This is a genomic window from Pseudomonas sp. BF-B-26 (assembly GCF_019956495.1).
Classification (GTDB): Bacteria; Pseudomonadota; Gammaproteobacteria; order Pseudomonadales; family Pseudomonadaceae; genus Aquipseudomonas.
Genome location: NZ_JAHBDP010000102.1, coordinates 63991 through 86713, shown reverse-complemented (window position 1 = coordinate 86713; position 22723 = coordinate 63991). Strand labels below are relative to the sequence as shown.

General features: G+C 58.9%; 20 protein-coding genes. All 20 read right to left on the bottom strand.

Annotated features, from left to right (window positions below; translation table 11 throughout):
- Position 1 precedes the first annotated feature (1 nt).
- Positions 2–1021: a flagellar motor switch protein FliG gene (fliG, locus tag KGB03_RS23500; RefSeq protein ID WP_007948903.1), complete on the bottom strand. Its 1020-nt coding sequence runs from the start codon at positions 1019–1021 to the stop codon at positions 2–4.
- A complete protein-coding gene (gene fliF / locus KGB03_RS23495; RefSeq protein WP_111451875.1) occupies positions 1014–2798 on the bottom strand; it encodes a flagellar basal-body MS-ring/collar protein FliF in 1785 nt (594 codons plus the stop codon). Before fliF ends, fliG begins: the two co-directional genes overlap by 8 nt.
- A gap of 15 nt (positions 2799–2813) precedes the next feature.
- On the bottom strand, positions 2814–3143 hold the full coding sequence (gene fliE, locus KGB03_RS23490; RefSeq protein ID WP_111451874.1) for a flagellar hook-basal body complex protein FliE: 330 nt from the start codon (positions 3141–3143) through the stop codon (positions 2814–2816).
- Between the two features lie 130 nt (positions 3144–3273).
- On the bottom strand, positions 3274–4659 hold the full coding sequence (gene fleR, locus KGB03_RS23485) for a sigma-54-dependent response regulator transcription factor FleR (RefSeq protein ID WP_223529299.1): 1386 nt from the start codon (positions 4657–4659) through the stop codon (positions 3274–3276).
- A 5-nt stretch (positions 4660–4664) separates the two neighbouring features.
- Positions 4665–5870, bottom strand: coding sequence for a sensor histidine kinase (locus KGB03_RS23480; RefSeq protein WP_223529273.1), 1206 nt, complete (start codon positions 5868–5870; stop codon positions 4665–4667).
- 128 nt (positions 5871–5998) lie between these two features.
- On the bottom strand, positions 5999–7474 hold the full coding sequence (locus tag KGB03_RS23475; RefSeq protein ID WP_218536491.1) for a sigma-54 dependent transcriptional regulator: 1476 nt from the start codon (positions 7472–7474) through the stop codon (positions 5999–6001).
- Between the two features lie 173 nt (positions 7475–7647).
- On the bottom strand, positions 7648–7944 hold the full coding sequence (locus KGB03_RS23470) for a hypothetical protein (protein WP_056742091.1): 297 nt from the start codon (positions 7942–7944) through the stop codon (positions 7648–7650).
- A gap of 10 nt (positions 7945–7954) precedes the next feature.
- Positions 7955–8350 carry a flagellar export chaperone FliS gene (fliS, locus tag KGB03_RS23465; protein WP_218536490.1) on the bottom strand — a complete coding sequence of 132 codons (396 nt, stop codon included), beginning with the start codon at positions 8348–8350 and terminating at the stop codon, positions 7955–7957.
- A gap of 126 nt (positions 8351–8476) precedes the next feature.
- Complete coding sequence (fliD, locus tag KGB03_RS23460) at positions 8477–9919, bottom strand: flagellar filament capping protein FliD (protein ID WP_218536489.1); 1443 nt, start codon at positions 9917–9919, stop codon at positions 8477–8479.
- An 82-nt stretch (positions 9920–10001) separates the two neighbouring features.
- Positions 10002–10367: a flagellar protein FlaG gene (locus KGB03_RS23455; RefSeq protein WP_218536488.1), complete on the bottom strand. Its 366-nt coding sequence runs from the start codon at positions 10365–10367 to the stop codon at positions 10002–10004.
- A gap of 72 nt (positions 10368–10439) precedes the next feature.
- Complete coding sequence (locus KGB03_RS23450) at positions 10440–11285, bottom strand: flagellin domain-containing protein (RefSeq protein WP_218536487.1); 846 nt, start codon at positions 11283–11285, stop codon at positions 10440–10442.
- Positions 11286–11538: 253 nt separating this feature from the next.
- A complete protein-coding gene (locus KGB03_RS23445; protein ID WP_218536486.1) occupies positions 11539–11805 on the bottom strand; it encodes a hypothetical protein in 267 nt (88 codons plus the stop codon).
- Positions 11802–13094: a motility associated factor glycosyltransferase family protein gene (locus tag KGB03_RS23440; RefSeq protein ID WP_223529270.1), complete on the bottom strand. Its 1293-nt coding sequence runs from the start codon at positions 13092–13094 to the stop codon at positions 11802–11804. Before KGB03_RS23440 ends, KGB03_RS23445 begins: the two co-directional genes overlap by 4 nt.
- 97 nt (positions 13095–13191) lie before the next feature.
- A complete protein-coding gene (locus KGB03_RS23435; protein WP_074874525.1) occupies positions 13192–14118 on the bottom strand; it encodes a ketoacyl-ACP synthase III in 927 nt (308 codons plus the stop codon).
- 228 nt (positions 14119–14346) lie between these two features.
- Positions 14347–15399, bottom strand: coding sequence for a pseudaminic acid synthase (pseI, locus tag KGB03_RS23430; protein ID WP_111451868.1), 1053 nt, complete (start codon positions 15397–15399; stop codon positions 14347–14349).
- Positions 15392–16897 carry a UDP-2,4-diacetamido-2,4,6-trideoxy-beta-L-altropyranose hydrolase gene (gene pseG / locus KGB03_RS23425; protein ID WP_223529267.1) on the bottom strand — a complete coding sequence of 502 codons (1506 nt, stop codon included), beginning with the start codon at positions 16895–16897 and terminating at the stop codon, positions 15392–15394. Before pseG ends, pseI begins: the two co-directional genes overlap by 8 nt.
- Positions 16894–17589, bottom strand: a complete 696-nt coding sequence (gene pseF / locus KGB03_RS23420) for a pseudaminic acid cytidylyltransferase (protein ID WP_223529262.1) — start codon at positions 17587–17589, stop codon at positions 16894–16896. The genes pseG and pseF overlap by 4 nt, the downstream gene beginning before the upstream one ends.
- 6 nt (positions 17590–17595) lie before the next feature.
- The gene (gene pseC / locus KGB03_RS23415; protein ID WP_074874518.1) at positions 17596–18759 is read right to left on the bottom strand and encodes a UDP-4-amino-4,6-dideoxy-N-acetyl-beta-L-altrosamine transaminase; all 1164 of its coding nucleotides are present in this window, start codon (positions 18757–18759) and stop codon (positions 17596–17598) included.
- Positions 18756–19757 carry a UDP-N-acetylglucosamine 4,6-dehydratase (inverting) gene (pseB, locus tag KGB03_RS23410; RefSeq protein WP_223529250.1) on the bottom strand — a complete coding sequence of 334 codons (1002 nt, stop codon included), beginning with the start codon at positions 19755–19757 and terminating at the stop codon, positions 18756–18758. The genes pseC and pseB overlap by 4 nt, the downstream gene beginning before the upstream one ends.
- Positions 19758–19787: 30 nt before the next feature.
- On the bottom strand, positions 19788–22721 hold the full coding sequence (locus KGB03_RS23405; RefSeq protein ID WP_223529247.1) for a glycosyltransferase family 2 protein: 2934 nt from the start codon (positions 22719–22721) through the stop codon (positions 19788–19790).
- Positions 22722–22723 lie beyond the last annotated feature (2 nt).

The following is a 22723-nucleotide window of genomic DNA, read 5'->3' as shown; positions in this document are numbered from 1 at the left end:
CTTAGATCATCTCTTCGCCGCCCTTCCCGCCGAGAACGATTTCTCCGGCTTCGGCCATACGGCGGGCAATGGTGAGGATTTCTTTCTGCGCGGTTTCCACGTCGCTGACGCGCACCGGGCCTTTGGCCTCGAGGTCGTCGCGCAACAGTTCGGCCGCCCGTTTGGACATGTTCTTGAAGATCTTCTCTTTGACGCCTTCGTCCGAACCCTTGAGGGCCAGCACCAGTACGTCGGAGGACACTTCACGCAGCAACGCTTGAATACCGCGATCGTCGACATCGGACAGGTTGTTGAACACGAACATGAGGTCTTCGATCTGACCGGACAGGTCTTCGTCGACTTCGCGAATCGAGTCCATCAGCTGACCTTCGATCGAGCTGTCGAGGAAGTTCATGATATCCGCCGCACGCTTGATGCCACCCAGGGTGGTGCGCGAAGCATTCGAGTTGCCGGAGAACTGCTTCTCGAGAATCTGGTTGAGTTCTTTCAGGGCTGCTGGCTGCACGGTATTCAGCGAGGAGACCCGCAGAATGATGTCCAGACGCACCTTGTGGTCGAAGTTGCCGAGCACTTCACCGGCCTGGTCCGGATCAAGATAGGCCACCACGATCGCCTGGATCTGCGGGTGCTCGTAACGGATCACGTCGGCGACGGCGCGCGGTTCCATCCACTTCAGGCTGTCGAGGCCACTGGTGTTGCCGCCCAGCAGGATGCGGTCGATCAGGCCGTTGGCCTTGTCTTCGCCCAAGGCCTGGGTGAGCATTTTGCGCACGTAGTCATCGGAGCCAACGCCGAGGCTGGTCTGGTCGCCGACGATGTCGACGAACTCGCTCATCACCTGCTCGACCTGCTCGCGGTGCACATTACCCATCTGGGCCATGGCCACACCCACTCGCTGGACCTCTTTAGGCCCCATGTGGCGCAGCACTTGGGCGGCGTCGGTCGAACCCAGGGACAGCAGCAGAATCGCGGCTTTGTCGACCTTGGACAGTTTGGCGGCAACGGCTCGGTTATCACTCATCTGCGTTAATCCACTCTTTCACGACCTGGGCCACACGACCCGGATCTTCTGCCACCAGACTCTTGATTGCGTTCAACTGTGCGTCATAGCCTTCGCTCGGGCTCGGCAGCAGAATGCTGGTCGGGCCACCGAGACTGACGCGGTCGTTGGCCAGTTCGCCGTCCAGGCCGCCCATGCCACCCAACTCGACGTCGCTGCCGATGCCTAGATGTTTGTCTTTGCCGCCGCCGGTGATGTTGTTGAGCACCGGACGCAGCACACCGAACACCAGCACCAGGATGAACAAGACACCCAGCACTTGCTTGACGATGTCCCAGAACCAAGGCTGGGAGTAGAACGGAATTTCGGCAATCACTTCACCGCGCTCGGCGGAGAACGGCATGTTGATCACGCTGACGCTGTCGCCACGGCTGGCGTCGAAGCCGACGGCGTCCTGTACCAGGCGAGTGAAGCGCGCCAATTCATCGGCGGTCCACGGCGCACGGGTGGTTTCACCGTTGGCCGCGTTGATCTTGACCTGGTCATCCACCACCACCGACACCGAGAGGCGATTCAAACGGCCCTGCTGTTGTTTGGTGTGGCTGATGGAACGGTCGAGTTCGAAGTTCTTGGTGGACTGTTGACGCTTGTCCGCCGGGTACGGTGCGAGCATAGGCTGGCCGGTGGCCGGGTCCATGATTTGCTGACCGTTGGCATCGAGCAGTGGCTGGCCTGGCTGCACCATGCCGGCCGACGCGGTAGCGCCACCAGTGGTTTGCGGCGCCGAGGCAGGCGACGGCGGCTGGTTGCTCAGGGCACCCGGCACACCTTGCGGGCCATTGCTGGCGGTACGTTGTTCGTTGACCGACTGCTCGCTGCGCAACGCCGGTTGGTCCGGGTTGAACTGCTCGGAGGTCGACTCGACAGCGCTGAAATCGACATCGGCCGAGACTTCGGCTTTATAGCGATCATTGCCCAGCACCGGTTGCAGAATGTTGTGCACACGCTGAGTCAGCATGCTTTCCATGCGACGGCTGTAATCGAATTGCTTGCCGGCCATGGTCAGCTCGGAATTTTCCGCCTGATCCGACAGCAGGTTGCCCTTCTGGTCGACAACAGTGATCTGGGATTTGCTGAGTTCGGGAACGCTGGTGGCCACCAGGTTGATGATCGCCAGCACCTGACCCGGCTCCAGCGAGCGGCCGGCGTACAGTTCCACCAGAATCGAAGCGCTCGGCTTGCGCTCATCGCGCACGAACACCGAACTTTTCGGAATCGCCAGGTGCACGCGAGCACCCTTGACGTTGTTCAGGCTGGAGATGGTGCGAGCCAGTTCGCCTTCGAGACCGCGACGATAACGGGTCGCCTCCATGAACTGGCTGGTACCCAGGCCCTGGTCCTTGTCGAGGATTTCAAAACCGATGTTGCCATCGCTGGGAGTGACACCAGCGCCCGCGAGTTTGATTCGCGCACGGGACAGGTCATCGGCCTTGACCAGCAAGGCACCGGAGTTCGGTTCAACGGTATAGGGAATGTCGGCTGCGGCCAGGGTATCCATGACCTGTTTGGCGTCCATACCGGCAAGGCTGCCATACAGAGGCCGGTAGTCCGGCTGCTGGGACCACAACACCACGGCAAAGCCAATCGCCACGCTCGCAGCCAGGCCGACCAACAGGCCCACCTGACGCAACATGGTCATCTCGGAGAGGTTTTCCAGGAAGGACAACCCGAACAGCGGCGGCTTGCCGTCTATTGGAGTGGCCTTGGCCGGAACATTATCGGCGACTGCTTCTGCCATGACTCAATCTCGTCCTTAAACCGGCATCTGCATGATGTCTTGGTATGCCTGAACCAGTTTGTTGCGCACTTGGGTCAACGCCTGAAAAGACACGCTGGCCTTCTGCGAGGAAATCATCACGTCCGTCAGGTCTACGCCGCTCTTGCCGATCTCGAAGGCACTGGCCAACTGATTGGACGCCTGTTGGGTGTCGTTCACTTTATTGACGGCCTGACCGAGCATGTCGGAAAAGCTGCTGCCACCCATTTCAGGAACAGCGGCAGTCGATTTCGACGCAGACATGGCATCCATTTGCATGGAGCGCATGTCCAACATCAATCGATTGAATTCAATACCTTGGCTCATGGTCTACTCTCTCTGGCGACCCGCAATTTTTTGACACTCACTCGGCGGGTAGTGAGGTGTTAGCAACAAGGGTGCCAGCTCCGTGGCCGCTCCAAACAAAAGCCGTCCCGGGCTTTGCATGGCTAACGAATCAGGTGGCGAACAAATAAGCTTCCACGTCCATTCCGGCATCGCGCATCTGCGCCAGCTTGTAACGCAGGGTGCGCGGGCTGATGCCCAAGCGCTCGGCGGCCTCTTTGCGACGGCCGCGTTCGGAGCGCAAGGTGTCGATGATCATCTGGAACTCACGGCGACGCAGGTCATCACCCAGCGCTCCGGCCGACTCGGATTCGACCTCCACGGTTCGCATGGACGCTGGCGCCAAGGCTGGCAACGGCGCACAGGCGACGGGCCCGGCCAGACAGAAATCCTCAGGCTGTATCAATCCGCCCTGCTGCAGAATCAGCGCCCGCTGAATCGCATTATCCAGCTCACGTACATTACCCGGCCACGGATAACCGATCAGGCACGCCTGAGCCTCGGGCGACAGCCTTGCCGCGGCATGCTTCATTTTATTGACGTACTTGCCCAGAAGACGCTCAGCCAATGGCAGGATGTCGGCGGTACGTTCGCGCAACGGACGCCAGGCCAGCGGAAACACCGACAAGCGATAGTAAAGGTCTTCACGAAAACGCCCCGCTGCCACTTCAGCGGCCAGGTCACGGTTGGTGGTCGCCACGACTCGAATATCCAGCGTGATCGGCTTGCGAGCGCCGACTCGCTCGACTTCGCGCTCCTGCAATACCCGCAGCAACTTGGCCTGAAGGCCCAGGGGCATTTCGGAGATTTCATCGAGCAGGATCGTGCCGCCATCGGCTTGCTCGAACTTGCCGGCCTGCGCTGCGATGGCGCCGGTGAACGAACCCTTTTCGTGACCGAACAAGGTGGCTTCGAGCATGTTGTCCGGGATCGCTGCACAGTTGATCGCAATGAACGGCTGACTGGCGCGGTGAGAGTGCTGATGGATGTAACGCGCCAGCACTTCCTTGCCGGTCCCGGACTCACCGGAGATCAATACCGTGGAATCACTGCGCGCCACCCGTGCGGCCAATTCCAGCAATTGCGCACTGGCCGGCTCGAACGCTACAGGCCCCTCGCCCTCGGTCGCACCGAGACTGCCCTGCGCATGTCGCGCCACCAGATCGAGCAAGGCTTTGGGCTCGAATGGCTTGACCAGGTAATCCGCTGCGCCCTGACGCATCGCATCGACCGCCCGCTCGACAGCACCGTGAGCGGTCATCAGCAACACCGGCAGCTGCGGCTGACGAGTGCGCAGCAATCCGAGCAGTTGATGGCCGTCCATGCCCGGCATGTTGACGTCACTCAGCACCAGGTTGAACGCCTCGGCACCGACCGCCCCCAGCGCTTCTTCGGCCGAGCCTACGGCTTTGAAATCGTGGCCGGCGAGCAACAGCGTATCGGCCAGTGCTTCGCGTAGCGCGCGGTCATCCTCGACCAGTAAAACCTTGATTGCCATGTCCTTCACTCCGCGCCTTGAGCGCTGGGCTTTTCACCCGAAAAAAGTGGCAGGATCACCTGCGCACACGTGCCGCGACCAAGTCGCGAGCGCAGCTGCAATTCTCCTTGATGAGCACGCGTCACTGCCTTGACCACGGTCAGGCCGAGGCCGGTTCCGGTGGTTTTAGTGGTAAAGAAGGGTTCACCCAGACGCGCCAGTACTTTCGTATCGATGCCACTACCGCTGTCGCTGACCGCTACACGCAGGTTGTTGTCACGGGTATAGAAGTGGATTTTCAAACGCACATCGCCGGCGCTGGCCTGAATGGCATTCTCGATCAGGTTCAGGATCGCCCCGACCAGCGTGTCGCGATTGCACAACAACTCGCCCGAATGACTGTCGCACTGCCAACGAATCGGCAGATCCTGCACATGGGTCAGCGCTGCCGCCTGCAGCGACTGCATCAGCACTTTGGGCGTGACGCGATCGGTCAGCGGCAGCTCGCCGCGCGCAAACACCAGCATGTCGCGAACCTGATGTTCCAACTCATGCAGACGCTCTTTCAGGCGCCCGGCAAAACGTTGCTGGGTCTCGACCGGCAACGCTTGCTCAGTCAAATGACTGGCGTAGAGCAAGGCGGCGGACAAGGGGGTACGAATCTGATGAGCAAGCGAAGCGACCATTCGGCCGAGGGATGACAGACGCTCGTGGCGGGCCAACTGATCTTGCAGATGACGGGTTTCAGTCAGGTCGTTGAGCAACACCAACTGACCGGGCTCGGCATCCAGCGAGCGCGTTGAGATCGACAAGCGCCGACCGTCCTTGAGCGAGATTTCGTGACCGTCGTCTTCACGGGGCGCAAAGCAGCGGGCAATGACATGACGCCACAGCTCGCCTTCGAGGGGCAGACCGAGCAGTTCGCAGGCAGCGGGGTTGGCTTCGCACACGATGCCTTGGGCGTCGATGACGATGACGCCGCCGGGCAACAGATCGAGGAGGTTTTGCAGCCGGTTGGCCAAGCGTTCTTTTTCCGCCAGCTCCTGCATGCGCTGAGCACTGACCACCGCCAGCTCACCCTTGAGCTCGGTGACCCGGGCTTCGAGCATGCTGTAGGAATCGGTCAATTGGCTCGACATCTGGCTGAACAGTGCAAACGCCTGCTCGAGGCCAAGCCGGCTCGCCTGCTCTACGGACGACGGTTGCCCCGAAGCGTCAGGGACAGGAGACATCTGGGCGGCTTGGGGCATCGTGCTCTCTCGCTTGGCTGACCGTCAGTGAAACGGAACGTTGCGAGGGATGTAGCAATACCCGTGCCTAAAAAAAACCGCCTACAAATGAAGGACTTGAAAAACAGGCGTCAATCATCCGCCTGCTCATCACCGTCACGACGGCTCATACCGTACTTGCGCATCTTTTCCACCAGCGTGGTGCGACGAATACGCAGCCGCTCTGCCGCGCGCGCCACGATGCCATTGGCATCATCCAGCGCCTGCTGAATCAGCCCTTGCTCCAGACCACCGAGGTAGTCCTTCAGGTCCAGACCTTCCGGTGGCAGCATGGCGCCGGCAGAGAAGTCGGGAGTATGACCGTTGATGGCCACGCGCTCTTCAAGATCGCTGCGAAAGCTGTCGACCAGTTGCTCATCTTCGTCGTCGACGTAACGGAATTTCTTCGGCAGCTCGACCACGCCGATCACCCCGTACGGATGCATGATCGCCATGCGCTCCACCAGGTTGGCGAGTTCGCGGACGTTGCCCGGCCAGCCGTGGCGGCACAGCGACATGATCGCTGCGGAATTGAAACGGATCGACCCACGCTTCTCGTGCTCCATGCGCGAGATCAACTCGTTCATCAGCAGCGGAATGTCTTCGACACGCTCGCGCAGTGGTGCCATTTCGATCGGGAACACGTTCAGACGATAGTACAAGTCTTCGCGGAAGGTACCGACCTCGATCATGCTTTCGAGATTCTTGTGGGTTGCCGCGATGATCCGCACGTCGACGCTCTGGGTCTTGTTGCTGCCCACGCGCTCGAAGGTGCGCTCCTGCAATACGCGCAGCAACTTGACCTGCATCGGCAACGGCATGTCACCGATTTCATCGAGGAACAGCGTGCCGCCATTGGCCAGTTCGAAACGCCCGGCGCGGCTGGTGATTGCCCCGGTGAAGGCGCCCTTCTCGTGGCCAAACAGTTCGCTTTCCAGCAACTCGGCCGGGATCGCGCCGCAGTTGACCGGTACGAACGGCGCTTCACGACGCTTGGAGTGATAGTGCAGGTTGCGCGCGACCACTTCCTTGCCGGTCCCGGACTCACCGAGGATCAGCACACTGGCATCGGTGTCGGCGACTTGCTGCATCATCTGACGGACGTGTTGAATCGCCCGGCTGGTGCCGACAAGGCTGCGGAAAAGATTGGGCTCACGGTGACGGCCGCGCTCGCGGGCCTGGTCGTACATCTCGCGATAGACCTGGGCACGGTGCAGGGAGTCGAGCAGCTTGCTGTAGCTGGGTGGCATCTCGAGGGTCGAAAGCACTCGGCGGCGCTGGTCTTCAGGCAAGTCAACGGAAGAATTATCACCCATTAACAAAACCGGAAGGAACTCATCCCAGGTCGAGAGTGTCTTTAACAGGCCCACGAGTGCGCCAGGAGCATTGACCGTCCCGATGAGGACACAGATTACTTCACGACTTGATGACAATGAGCCGACAGCCTGCTGCCAGTCATGGCTACCGCAGGGTAAATTTTCTTCGCCAAGAAAATTTAAAATCACCGCCAGGTCGCGGCGGCGGACGCTATCGTCATCAATCAGCAGAATTTTGGTTTCACGCCACATGCAATAGCAACTTCCCTAGTCAACTCAATGCCCAAAATGATGGGGCAAGCTAGACGCTTGCAGACACGTTATGCCTGTAGACGCCTGAAATCTGGAACCAGCCACTAGTTAAGTCAAAAAACCGTGCACAGTCAAATTTATGGCGCACTATGTTTGGATTAACCGGGGATTAATTAACCGAACAGATGGTAAACCTTTGCCGCGTTCTGTGCTTGGTGGATCTGCGACATCTCATCAACTATCGCTTGCCGCTCCCCCGTAGCCGCCTCAAGAAGCTGTTTATACACCCCCAACAACTCCTCAAGATTGTCGCGTAACGCGGCCTCGTCCACCGAAGCTTCACTCAAGACGTCTTCCATGCAGGAACGGCAAGCCAGGTCCAACTCACCAATGGCTTCCCAGTTACGCTCGGCCAAAGCACCGACCAGGCCTTCACGGGTTTGTTCGATTCGCTGCAATACAAGACTCATGGTGATCTCCTTAAAACTGCGGACCCGGCGCAGCGATAGCATCCCAGCCGTCTTTGACGGTGCGAAGCAAATCAGCGACTTCGTCGAGAATCTTTGGATCTGTCTTGATGTTCGCTTCTGTCAGACGCTTCATCATGTAGGTGTACAGCTTGTCCAACTCACCCACGGACTCGACAGAATTTTCCAAATCCAGACCTTCACGCAAGCCGCCGATGATCCCGATCGCCTTGCCGATGAAAATGCCTTTGTTGGGGATATCCTTGCGCTCCATGGCACCCTTGGCCTGAGCGATGCGATCCAGCCCACCTTCCATGAGCATTTGCACCAGGCGATGGGGGCTGGCTTCGGAAGTCTGGGCCTGAGCGCCAATCTTCTGGTACTGCCGAAGGGCTAACATCGGGTTCATGCTGTACCTCATCAAAACTTTGTGATTCGTATAGCCAGTGTATCGACACGGCGTCAAAAATCTTTAGACCAAACCAAAAAAAGCCCGACAAGCGGAATCCGCTGCCGGGCTTTTGGCGTTTATGCGCTATGAGGCGTTTTTCTGAGCGTTCATCGCCTCGAACATCGAGGTGATGTTGCTGGCAGTGGCCTTTAGCTTACCGACCAGGGCGTCCATGGCGTTGTACTTCTTGGTCAGCACGTCGGTCAGCGTCTCGATCCGACGATCCAGTGCCACCTGCTGGCTGGCCAGGTTGGTTTTGACCTTCGCCAGGCTGGTCGAACGCGCATCAAGGATGCCTTCGCTGCCAGTGACGGTATAAGGCGTAATCACCGCATTCATTCGTTCCAGCAGCCCCTTGGCCGCATCACCGGTCGCCGCTGGATCACCCAGGAACAGCTTCTGAACCTCGCCACCCAGCTTCTGCGTATCCATAGCTGCAGAGAACTTGATGCTGTCAAAATCGAGCGCACCGGTTTTCTGGTTGGTGGTAATACCCAACTGTGAAAGTGCGGTCAGCTTGTCGCCTGCACCCGTACTGGCCAACGGTTCACGGATCGACGCCAGGACGCCCCGAGCCAGCGGGTCACCGGTCAATGCCGCGGCAATGGTTGTCTTGCCATCTTTGTCCAGGGAGGGCTTGGTCAGCGTATTGACGCTGGTGACAACCTGATTGTAAGCATCGACAAAGGCCTGGACCGATTTTTTCAAACCGTCACTGTTCGGCCCGACCGTCACAGTGGACGTTGCCCCACCACCCGCCACCAGATTCAGTGTCAGGCCGGAAATGGCGCTATCCACGGTGTTGGATTTGCTGGTGATCGCCAGTCCGTCAACCGTGAAGCTGGCGTTCACAGCGAGTTCACCGATCGCACCGGCCGAGGCTGCCGTAGGCGTGGCGCCCATTTTCTGCCCCGCGGTGATTTCCAGGCCGGCAATACCACTGAGCGTGATATCAGAACCTGCACCAGTAACAGTGGACCCCATCACCAAACGAGAGCCGAAGGAGTCAGTGACAATGTTGGCACTGAAGCCATTGGCGCCTTGCTGGGTGTTGATCGCATCCCGTACCGATTGCAGCGTGGCGCCGGTGGGAATGTCGACAGGACGGGAAATGCCATTTTGAGTGATATTGAGCGTTCCACTCGGAATGGCACTGCTAGGGCCGCCGGCAAACGCGGCAGTCGCCACTTTCGACGAGGTCGCGAGATTGTTGACCTTGATGACATAAGTGCCGCTGACCGCCGAGTTGCTGGCGACAGAAGTCAGCACTTTGGGATCGGAACTCGTGGCGCTGTAACCCAGGAACTGCTGGGTCTTCGTATCACTGAGGTTTTTGATCGCGGTCTGGAAATTCGCCAACACACTCTTCAGGGTCCCAATACCGGAAATCTGCGAGGTATTGGTGGCCGTCTGACGGGTGATCTGATTCTGCTTGGCTGATTTATCAGCATCAACCAACACTTTGACGATAGCAGTGGTGTCAAGACCGGAGCCTAAACCCAGACCCGGTAGAATTGGACTTGCCATGTTGAACTCCCTTCAGTGTGTCGCCGGTCTTTTGACCACTACAACGCCCAAAAGAACATAGCAACAAAATTCGTGCCAGCTGTCAGACTTTAGCGCTGAACAACAGGCTGCTTGCATCATTCAAACTATTGGCCAGCTTGAGCACTTCTTCGTTGGGGATCTGGCGAACCACTTCACCCGAGTCGCTGGCAATCACTCTGACAATTACTTTGCCTGAAGGCTCATCGATCGAGAACTCCAGATTGCGCTTGACCGATTGAACGAACTTTTCAATTTCCTGAACGGCCATCTTCAGTTTGTCCTGCTCGGTTACCGCGTCTTTTGGCTCATCCTTGACCGTTGCCACTGTGGCAGCATCGGCTCGAGGCTTTTCCACCGGTTTGTCAGCAACAGTCGTCGCCGGCTTCGCTGCTGGATAAGACAAGTTCAGCTTCACGCTCATATCCATGTCCATCACCTCTTAAACTGAAAAAGCGAGAGAGCGCGCGTGCGCACTCCCCCGCCAAAACTTACCCAGCTATTACTGAAGCAGTTTCAGTACAGCGGATGGCAGTTGGTTGGCCTGAGCCAGAACTGCGGTGGAAGCTTGTTGCAGAGTTTGTTGCTTGGTCAACTGTGCAGTTTCAGCAGCGAAGTCGGTATCTTGTACGCGGCTCAGTGCAGCACTGGCGTTTTCGTTGATGTTCTGCAGGTTGGAAATGGTAGTCGAGAAACGGTTCTGAGCAGCACCCAGGTCAGCGCGAGTGGCGTTGATGTTTGCCAGAGCAGTGTTGATAGCCGAGATAGCGGCATCAACGGAGCTGTGGTTACCCGAGTTGGTAGTACCGGAAATGGTAGTACCGGTCATGCCCAGGGCGCTAGCGTCGAAGCTGGTCGACAGGGTCAGAGTGATCTGGTTGTCAGAAGTAGTGTTCGAACCTACCTGGAACTGCATCGCGCCAGCACTACCGTCGATCAGCGCTTTGCCGTTCAGGTTGGTCGACTGAGCGATACGGGTCAGCTCAGCGATCGACTGTTGGAATTCTTTGTCCAGAGCGGTACGGTCAGCAGTGCCGTTGGAGTCGTTACGCGATTGCAGTGCGATTTCACGCATACGCTGCAGGATGTTGGTCGACTCTTGCAGAGCGCCTTCAGCGGTCTGAGCGATCGAAACACCGTCGTTGGCGTTTTTGATAGCAATGGTCTGACCACGGATCTGCGAGGTCATACGGGTAGAGATCTGCAGGCCGGCGGCGTCATCTTTGGCGCTGTTGATTTTCAGGCCGGAAGACAGGCGAGTCATCGAAGTCGACAGAGCGTCGGAAGCACGGTTCAGGTTCTTCTGAACACTCAGAGAAGTAGTGTTGGTGTTTACTGTCAAAGCCATGACGAATTCCTCGTTGGTTGGGTACTGCGGCTTCCGGCCCTGGCAACCGCCGGGTATGGCCTAGAGAACCTTCGTAATAGTTATCGTCGCGAACGCAGGTTGCTTTAGGGGATTTTGAAAAAAATTTGCCATCACACTGCCACCCTCAATGAAACAGGGGCTTGGCGGCAGTTCAATACAGAAAAGTGACGTCAGGGAAATGCCGGTAACGGGACAGCGAGGACTCGCCTGTACCGGCACATATCAAAAAGTGTTAATCGATGGTTGCCGCTTTCAGCAATTCCGACAGCTCATAATCAAGATGATCCGCCAGCGCCAGCCAGTCCTGCGCCTCCTGACGGGCCAGCATGTCGGTGAGCAACGCCGTCCAGCGGGATTGGACCTCGACATTCTCCCGACCCATCGCGGATTGCACATCACTGCAGATCTGCACCATCAGCAGCGCAGCTTCGACATCTCGTCCCAGACGGAACAAAAGCGAACACTGCCGCGCTTCGGCAACCAGGGAAGATTCAGTCATCGCGTGAGCTCCGGGTGAAACGTCGTGCCGACGATCATCGCCCCTGCCCGACTGCTGTTATAGAAAGCCACCCGAGGATGCCCGGCGATGTACCGCTCCAGCTCGCACAGGTAACTGCGGAAATTGAGCTGCGTCTTGACTCGCTGGCCGTGGCCATCGAGGACCCAGTGCCGGGCAGCGCCCACTTGCGGCCCAAGATCACCGTCACTCCAGCCAGCGTGAGTCTTGTTGTTCGGGAAAGCAAAGTCGGCGCCGAACAGAGTGATCTGGCTGCTCCCCATGTGCACCGCCAGGTCCACCGCCGGGTGAATCACGCTGCCACCGACAAAGAGTTGGGCCTTGGGTATTTGCTGGCGCATGTGCTTATAGACAGGACTGGCGGAATAGGCCACGTAACGCTTGCCCTGCCAGCCCCCCAAAACCGCTGGGTCGACCATAGGCATGTAGACCAGCGTGATACCGCTCGTGGCATCGGACGGCAAATGTCGCGTCGAGATGCGCTGGTCAATCGTGACCACCACATCCGGTTTGATCCCATGCTCGACAAGCGGTCGGTAGGCGGTATCGACGCAAATGAACAACGGCCGCCGCGCCTGTTCGCGGACCGTACGCAGCGTATCGAAGTGTTGTTCCAGGCTCGGCCCGGTGGCAATGACAAACACTTCCCTGCCGGAACAGGTGGCAAACAGCTCGGCAGCATCGGCATCGGCGCGAACGTGCTCTACACACGCTTGCAAACGCTCGGCAATTTCCGGATTGTCGGCATCGAATTCGCGATTGTTGAAAGTCAGGTGAGTTTCGCTGATCAGCCGGTCGCGGATTTTGGCGTTGAAGTCGTCCGCCAGCACCAGCTCCGAAGGTAGCGCGAAGTACGGCAACTGGATTTCCGACAGATCGCCGGCATACAGCAGCACCACTCGCGAATCGCCGAGCCACGACTGTTGATCGAGCAGTTGCAGCACCAGGGCAAACACCGCACCGTTCAGAATGTGCACGTACAGCCGTTCAAGCCCGGCACGCTCCAGTAATTGCAGCTGCAAATCACCCAGCCCGGTGCCATAGACATGCACCACCGGACTGTCGACGGGCAGGCTGTCGGCCTGAAGCAATGCTTCGCGAGTGCGGTCATGGCGACTGGTCAACTGAATGCCATTGATGCTCAACGTCGAGCCCAGGCCTTCCACCAGATCCGCTTGCAAGGCGGCGCTGTTCTCCACCGCCAGTCGATGCCAGACCTTGGGCCAGCGCCGCTGTATCAACTCGCCGTTGCGCTCAAAGAACTCGCTCATGGAGCCTCGCTTTTCATTCGGGCAAAAAAATAGCGCTCAAGGTTACACCTTGAACGCTTTTTTTGTGCCTGGCTTTCTTTGATTAAAGAGCCTGGAATCAAGGACGATAGATGATCGCCGAACCCCATGACAGACCCACGCCGAAACCGCTCAATGCGACGCGCTTCCAGGCGGAGTCCATGACATGTTTTTCCAACAGCAACGGAATGCTCGAGGACACCGTGTTGCCGGTCTCGACCATGTCCTTGATGAACTTCTCCGGCTCGCCTTCGAAGCGTCGCGCCACGGCATCGACAATCGCTGCACTGCCCTGATGGATGCAAAAGGCATCGATATCATCAGCGGTCAGTTGCGAATCGGCCAGCAACTCGTGCAAATGCGCCGGGACTTTAAGCAGCGCAAAATTGAACACCTGACGGCCGTTCATGAAGAACACCCCATCTGTCACCTTCAGGTGCGGCGCGCCGGAACCGTCAGTGCCGAACTTGGCCTTGCCCAATTGCCATGGCGCGTTTTCACCCATCCAGGTCGCGGTGGCGGCATCACCAAACAGCATGGTGGTATTGCGGTCTTCCGGGTCGACGATCTTCGAGTAAGGATCAGCGGTGATCAGCAGGCCATTCTTCAAGCCTGCAGCTTCCATGAAGCCCTTGATCGCGTAGATGCCGTAGACGTAGCCGGAGCAGCCCAGGGAAATATCGAACGCGGCCACGGTAGTCGGCAGGCCCAGTTTGTCCTGAACGATGGCTGCGGTGTGCGGCAGGCCTTCTTCGTCGCCGTTCTGCGTGACGACGATCAGCACGTCGATGTCATCACGTTTCAAGTCGGGATTGTTGGCGAACAGCGCATTGGCTGCTTCGACACACAGGTCCGAGGTTTCCTGCCCGGCGTCTTTACGCGGCAGGAAGGCCGAACCGATTTTGCCCAGGATGAATTCTTCATCCTTTTCGAATTTTGCACCTTGTGCGTAATTGTCCACGCCGGCTACAGGAACGTAGCTCGCAATGCTTTTTATGCCAATCATTACGGCTTCCCAATAATAAACAGCCCAATACCACCGCTCGTAATGATTCGAGGGGCGCCGACAAACGGATAAAAACGTCGCCTCACCGAGGCGACGGCGGGAAGAATATAAGGCTATCACCGGGTCAAAAAGACACCAGGCGCCACCTCCCCGATTTATACAATACAGTGAAGATGCGCGTTATGACTCGCAGGTCACTCTATTTTGCCGAATCAGCGCCACAAGGGGTTATTCGACCAACGACCAGTCCAGCGGCGTTCCGCGTGGGATGGCCAGACGGGCACGGCGGCCCAGAAGCGTTTCCGTGTGTTTGGGAGCCAACCCCAGCCCCGGACGAATGGCTCGCAGATTAGCTACAGTAAAGGGTTCGCCGGCAGCCATGTCCTGAGTCACGTAGAGCGAGCGGCGGTACACCAGCGACTTGCGCTCGGCGTCCGTCACACCGTAATGCACATGGCCCATGGCCTGCCACGCGCGTTCGGTTTCTATCACCAGGCAGGCGAGCTCCGCCGGTTCCAGCGAAAAACTGGCATCCACACCACCGGCGGAACGGTCGAGGGTGAAATGTTTTTCCACCACCGTCGCCCCCAGCGCCACCGCGGCCACAGACACTCCAACACCCATGGAGTGATCGGACAGACCAACTTCGCAGCCAAACAATTCACGCAAGTGAGGAATCGTCCGCACGTTGCTGTTGGCAGGCGTCGCGGGGTAAGTACTGGTGCACTTGAGCAACACCAGATCCTTGCAACCGGCCTCGCGGGCGGCACGTACGGTTTCATCGAGTTCAGCGATGCTGGCCATGCCGGTAGAAATGATCAATGGCTTGCCGGTCGCAGCGACCCGACGAATCAATGGCAGGTCGGTATTTTCAAAGCTGGCGATCTTGTAGGCCGGTACGTCGAGGCTTTCGAGGAAGTCCACCGCGGTGTCATCGAACGGTGTGGAGAACGCGAGCATGCCCAGTTCTTTGGCCCGGGCGAAAATCGGCGCGTGCCATTCCCACGGTGTATGGGCCTTCTCGTATAACGCGTACAGCGAAGAACCGGCCCAGAGACTGTTAGGGTCCTTGATGAAGAACTCACCTTCGGACAGGTCCAGGGTCATGGTCTCGGCGGTGTAGGTCTGCAGCTTCAAGGCATGGGCACCGGCCTTGGCCGCGGCTTCGACGATCTGCAGCGCCACATCAAGGGACTGGTTATGGTTGCCACTCATCTCGGCGATGATGAACGGCGGCGCATCGGCACCGATGGAACGATTGCCAATCTTGAAGCTAGTCATTGCGGTGATCCTTCAATATGCGCGTGAACGCGCAAGCACGCTGGGTAAATCCTGCTTCGCGAAACAGCTTCAGCGACGGCTGATTCGCCGGCAACACTTGAGCGGTGATGGCCTGCAGTTGCGGCCAGTGGTTGGTCGCGAAGTCTTCGCCCCGCGCCAACAGCGCCCTGCCCCACCCCAGACCGAGGCGTTCTTCAAGCAGATAAATCGAGACTTCGGCTTCAAGTCCGTCCAGGTCATAACGCAGTACCCCGACCGGGCCATCATCCGCCTCGGCGATCAACAGTAATCGCCCCGGGTTACTCAAGCTCGCGGCCAGCCAGTCTTGATGCCGTTGCCAATCGATGACCTGCGTGTCCAGCGACCAGCGCCGCACCGACTCGGCATTGCGCCCCTCGAACAGCAGCTGCGCATCGTCCAGAGACGCCTTGCGAACCTGCAGTACCGCACCGGCGAGCGCTGCCGCAACCCGCTGCGCACCCCGCCCATCGACCAACTGACGCGAGTGTTCGGCCAGACTTTGGCGTAACCCCTGATTGCCCGCGAGAAAAGCAATGGCCTGACGCAACTGCTCGACACTGACGTGCTCGCGGGGGCCCAGATACACATGGGAACCTGAGGTCGCCATGCTTTCGCCGTTGGCCTGCTGATTATTCGAGACCGCGATGCAGATCGTCGGCAGCCCCATGGCCGCCCGCTCCCAACTGGTGCCACCGCCGGCACCGACAAACAGGTCGGCCTCGGTCATCAGTCGGTAAAAGTCGCAGACAAAACTGTGCAAGCGCCAGTTCGGTCGACTCTGCGCCAAGGCCTGCATCTGTGCCCAGGCAGGGTTGTCGGCACCGGCGACGAAATCGACTTCGAGCTCATGCAACTCCGCCATTGCCAGCATCGCGTGGTGGGTTTGCATCGCCGCATCGAAGCCACCGAAATTCACCAGCACCCTTTTGGCCTTGGGTTTGATTTCGATAGCCGGGCAACAGAACTCATCGCGCAGCAGGGCAAAACGTGGACCGAGTAAAGTCTGGCAGCCAGGTGCTAGCAGCGAAGCATAGGCTTGTGGCGTACCCGATAAGTTCTGGTTGAGCAGCAAATCAACGCTGTAGGTGCGCGTGGCGAGGTCGTCCACAGCCGCAATCCTTGGCGCCCAGCGGCGGGCCGCGGTCTGCCAATGATGGTCGAGGCCGTAGTGGTCGACGATGACCCAATCGAAGGCCGGATGATTGCTCAGCGCGTGCCCAAGCGCGGCGATGTCCGCCTGCCAAGGCAGCAAGGATTCGATTGCCTGCTGCGGATCTTCATCAGGGTAACGAGCCGCCAGGGCGAAGACTTCAAAGCCCTCGGCTTGCAGTGCATCCAGTCGATGGCCCGGCAACAGGCGGCAAGCGAAGGCCACCTGCGCGCCTTGCTTGCGCAAGACTCTGGCCAGGGTCAAACAGCGAGCGATGTGGCCGCTGCCAATGGTCGGCGACGCATCGGCGCGGATCAGCACTCTCATTGCAGCTCTCCGCCAGCTTTCAATGCGGCATAGAGGTATTCGGCACGCTTCCAGTCTTCAAGGGTGTCGATGTCCTGCACCAGATGCCGCGGCAGAATCACCGGAAGGCTCGCCGGAGAAAACAGCACATCACCGCGCAACCAGGCCTCTGTGCGCCCCCAATAGAACTGGCCGGCATCCTGATAGGCTTCAGGTAAATCCTGGGAACGGGTATTGCGAAATTCCGGGTAGAGCGAGGTCAAGGCACCCTGCTCGTCGAGGGTCAAGGCACGTTGCACCGGGAAGCCGAAACCGGTCACGGAAAAAGCGAACGACTTATGCGGATGCTGCACCAGTAATTCATGCCCCTGACGCAGATACTTCGCCTGCAACAGCGGCGCGGTGGCGTAGATGCAACAGACGTAGTCGAAGATCGGTAATTGGCTCAGGGCATGCACGATCACCGCCGCTGTCCCGGTGAAATCATCAGCCAGTTCGACCGGCCGCACGAACGGCACCTGCGCGCCATGAGCCCGGGCGACGTCGGCAATTTCTTGGTCATCCGTACTGACGACGACTTGATCGAACAACCCGCAATCGAGCGCCGTACGGATCGAACGGACGATCATCGGTACACCGTCGAACGGTTTAAGGTTCTTGCGCGGGATTCGCTTGCTGCCACCGCGGGCCGGAATGATTGCAACGCAGCTCAAGTGTCACTACTCCTCAAGAACCAGCCGACGCAGTTGCTCGACCACGAAGTCCTGTTGTTCATCGCTCAGCAAAGGAAACATCGGCAGGCTGATGGCCTCGGCGTAATAACGCTCGGCCTGCGGGAAGTCACCTTCGGCAAATCCCAGCTCGCGATAGTACGGCTGCAAATGCAGCGGAATATAGTGCAGGTTCACTCCGATCCCGGCTGCCCGCAACCCTTCGAACACCTGCCGATGGCTGAGGTTGATCCGATCAGGTTGCAACCGCACCACGTACAGATGCCACGCCGACTCGGCTTCGGGCTGCGCACTGGGCAAGGTCAGCGGCAGGTACGCCAGCAATCGGTCATACCGCGCCGCCAGTTCACGACGACGCTCGATGAAGCCATCGAGCTTATTCAGTTGTGACAAACCGAGCGCCGCTTGCAGATCGGTGATCCGGTAGTTGAAGCCCAATTCCACTTGCTGGTAGTACCAGGGACCGTGACTGGGTTCAGTCATCTGCTGCGGATCGCGGGTCATGCCGTGGCTGCGCAAGCGTTGCAGGCGCCCGGCCAATTCCGGGCGATTGGTCAGGACCATGCCGCCCTCGGCACTGGTGATGATCTTCACCGGGTGAAAACTGAACACCGTCATCGCCGCAAATTCGCCGCAGCCCACCGGACGCCCGGCATAGGATGCGCCGACCGCGTGGGACGCGTCCTCGATCACTGTAAAGCCATAGCGTTCGGCCAACTCGGCGATCATGCGCATGTCGCAGCTCTGACCGGAAAACGCCACGGCCACCAGGACCTTCGGCAACGTGCCGTCACGCTCGGCAGCTTCAAGCTTCGCCGCCAGCGTATAGGCGTCGAGATTCCAGGTCAGCGGATCGATGTCGACGAAGTCCACTTCGGCGCCGCAATAGCGACCACAATTGGCCGAAGCCAAAAAGGTGTTCGGCGTGGTCCACAACCGGTCTCCCGGGCCGAGCCCGGCAGCGAGACAGGCAATGTGCAACGCGGCGGTGGCATTGCACACCGCCACCGCGAAATCAGCCTGACAACGCTCGGCCATGGCCTGTTCGAAGCGTTCAATGGTCGGCCCTTGTGTCAGCCAGTCGGACTGCAACACGGCGACCACCGCATCGATGTCTGCCTGATCGAGGCTTTGCCGACCGTAGGGAATCATGCCGACAGCTCCGCGTGCAGATCTGCGATCTGGCCGACCGACAGGAAGTGCGGGTTGGTGTCGGAGCGGTACTCAAAATCCTCGCTCACAGGCGTGCCCTGCTCGCCCAGTTTGTCGACAGCAAAATCCACGTCGACGCTGGTGAAACGAATCGACGGTTGAATCGTGTAGTGATCACCGAACTCCAGGGTCATGCGCGCGTCGTCCAGCGGGACCATCAGCTCATGGAGTTTTTCTCCCGGACGAATACCGACGTTCCTGTGCGGCAAATGTTCAGCCATGCCCAACGCCAGATCGACGATACGAATCGACGGGATCTTCGGCACAAACACTTCACCACCGTGCATGCGGGCGAAGCTGTCGAGCACAAACTGCACGCCGTGATCGAGGGTGATCCAGAAACGCGTCATGCGCTCATCGGTGATCGGCAGCTCCGTGGCGCCCTCGGCAATCAGCTTGCTGAAAAACGGCACCACCGACCCCCGCGAGCCGGCGACGTTGCCGTAACGAACCACCGAAAAACGGGTGTTCTGGTCACCGGCAATGTTGTTCGCGGCGACGAACAATTTGTCCGACAACAGCTTGGTCGCGCCGTACAGATTGATCGGGCTGGCCGCCTTGTCGGTGGACAGCGCGACGACTTTTTTCACGCCGTTATCGATGGCTGCGGCAATGATGTTTTCCGCACCGTTGACGTTGGTACGAATGCATTCGGTGGGGTTGTATTCTGCCGCCGGCACTTGTTTCAGTGCCGCGGCATGCACCACGTAATCGATACCGCGCATGGCCTGACGCAAACGCTCGGCATCACGCACATCGCCGAGGAAGTAACGCATGCACGGCGCGTTGAAGGTCTGTTGCATCTCGTACTGCTTGAGCTCATCGCGGGAGAACACCACCACACGCTTGGGCTGATATTGCTCCAGCAACCGGCGGATGAAATTGCGCCCGAACGAGCCGGTGCCGCCAGAGATGAAAATCGATTTACCGTTGAACATGCCTTGAGTCCTTTTACCTGTCAGTCAGGCTTATGCGAGCAACTGCGCCCAGTTCACCGGGGCTGCTTCACCCAGGGCAAAGCCCTTGCCGGTCAAGGCCAGGTTGTTGTTGTAAGCCTCGTCGTGCACAAAGCGCGCCTGCCACTTGTCGCGCAGGGCCGCCACTGCCTGGGGATCGTCCGGCAAGGTGCCCGGGTGGGCTATTTGCACTTGCGGCGTCCACACCGTGAGCAACCCGGCGTCGGCGACTTTCAGGCAGAGATCGACATCGGCGTACACCTCATCGAAATGCTCACGATCCAGACCACCGAGTGCGTCGAATACTTCCTTGCGAATCATCAGGCATGCACCGCAGACGGCCGCGTAATTTTGCTCGACGAGCAGTCTGCGCATGTAGCCCGACGCGTCCTTTTTCTCACCGATGAAGGGTGAAGCAATCCCGCCGTTGAGCCCCAGAATCAGCCCGGCACTGGTCACGCTACCCTCGCGGTCCACCAGCTTGGCACCAACCACGCCGACTTCGGGACGCTGGGCCTGATTGAGTAACGCTTCGATCCAGTTCGCGTTGACCACTTCGGCGTCCGCCGCCAGCAGCACCAGGTATTCACCCTGCGCCTCGCCGGCTGCGAGGTTGATCAGGGCCGACGTGCTCAGTCGCTGGGCAGCCTTGACCAGACGAATCCGGCCCCGCCCGTTTCGTTCCAGGCTGTCTAGCCAGGTGTGAAGCTCGGCGGACTGGCTGTGGTTATCGGCAATGACAACTTCGTTGTTTTGATAGCGCGTGCGCTGCAAGACACTGACCAGGCAGCGCTGCAGATGCTCCAGGTTGTCCTGGCTGTGGATGATGATCGATACCTTCGGACGCCCGGCATGGCGGTATTCGATACGTAAACCAGCCGATGCTTCGGCGCTGACCTGGGCTTGGTAACCGCGGGTCGCCAGATGACGGACTAACGTCTGACGCTCGTGTTCGTTGGCTGCCGGCTCCGGGGCTGCGGTGATCAGCAACGGCTCGGCCAAATGAGCAAGGCCGGCCAGGCCACCGGTTTCGATCAAGCGCAGCAGCAGGTCGAACTCAAGCGCCGAGGTGAACTCGCGGGCAAAACCGCCGACCTCCACCAGCGCTTCGCGGCGAATCAGCCAGTGCCGTGCGATGAGTGACGGCAGGCTCTGCAACAGGTCGAGGTTGAAGGCTGGCCGGAACACATCGACCAGCGCGCCATTGGTCTGGCGATGAATTTCGTCCATCGCCACCGCGCGGCAACCCTCGGCGTTCTGCAACTCGAGGCTGGCACGCAGGAAACCGGCAGCGGTGAACTCGTCGCCCGCCTCGGCCAGCAGCAACCAGTCCGACGTTGACTGGCGAGCGATCTGGTTCAGCTTGTCTACGTAATTGGTCGCCGTGACCTTGACGAAATGCAGCGTGTTTTGTGCCGTGGTGACCGCCGGCAAGTCGCCCGTGGTGAAGACCACCACTTTGAACGCCCGGAACGCACTCTCCATAAGGCTATCCAGGGTGACTTGGAGTTTGTCCATGTCTGCGTCCATATCCAGCAGCAAAATGCCGAACTGAGGCCCCCCTTCGTTGGCCGCCAGGTGCTGGTTGATTTTTCTCACCGCGGTGTCGTTCGGTTGCCGGGCTTGCAGCCAGTTGTGCAGACGTCCCGATGGCATCGTATCGAGTAACTGGCGACTGTCGAAGATCGGCACGCTGTCCAGACGCTGAACCCAGTCGGCCAGCACCTGGGCATCAGCAGGCTCATCCATTTGCTGGAGCTGCTGCCCAAGCTTTTGCAGCACCCGACGGTTGAAGGCACCCAGCCGAACAGCTTCAAGTAGACGGTTCTGGATCGTCGCCGAACTGTCATTGGAGTAGGTGCGCTGCAAGGCCTCTTGTTTGAGCAATGCGCCTTCCATTTCTTCGAGTTGCAGGCGCCCGGCCGGCATCGCATGCAGCAAAAATTCAAACTGCGTGAGTTGTTCGAAGAAAGCGCTGTTGTAGAACGGCATTTCGACGTATTGCTTTGCGCCAAAGACCCGCTTCGGCCCCACCGTCGGATCTGTCCAGTAGGACTCGAAAATCGGCTCGATGGTCAACGCGTTACGGATTGTCAGGCTCTCGGCCAGGGCGGCGAAGCTTTGCAGGGCAACCTCGGCGGTCTGCTTTTCGTCCAGACCGCTGATGCCAGTCGGCAGCGACGCCAGAAACCCGGCAAAGCGCTCGCGGTCGGCGACAGAGCGGGCGTCCTTGAAGCTCAAGGTCGTCATGATTTCGGTGTTGTGATCCGAGCGGCCGTAGTTGATCTCACGCACCACGTAAGGCATCGGAAGAATCCGCGCCTTGGCCCGGGCCAGCATGTAGTAGACATGCCCGATTTCCTGCCACTCGAAGATCGTGCCTTCAGGCAGCGCTTCATACCAGTCACGCAACAACGAAGTACGGTGCACCGCATAGAACGGCGGAATGTACTGGCTCATGTAATCGAGTACACGATCCTGACCGCGCTCGGCGTTGTAGTCCTCGTGCACTTTCTTGTCACGCCGGTAGTACTGCACGTAGTTGGAGTGGGTCAGGTACATCAGGCAATAGCCATGACACAGACCGTAGTCCGGATTAGCTTCGAGGAAGTTCACCGACTCGGTGAGGGCACCGTGCAACAGAAAATCATCATCGGAAGCGAAGACCATGTACGGCGTGGTGACCTGCTCTACGCCATACACCAGTTTGGTCTGGATACCCCAGTAGCCAAACTGCGGCAAATGCCGATAGTCGATGGTGTCCGCGACCACCGCCGCGCCCTCCAGCGCAACGGTCGATGAATCGAGGACCAGAATCTTGCAAGGCAACGTGCTGTAGAACTGCAATGCCCTGCGCAAGAACGCCGGGCGATTGTGTGAAATCAGCACCAGAGTGAACAGCTCACTCAGGGGCAGCGTGTTTTCAGAACCGTAAATGCCTTGCATAT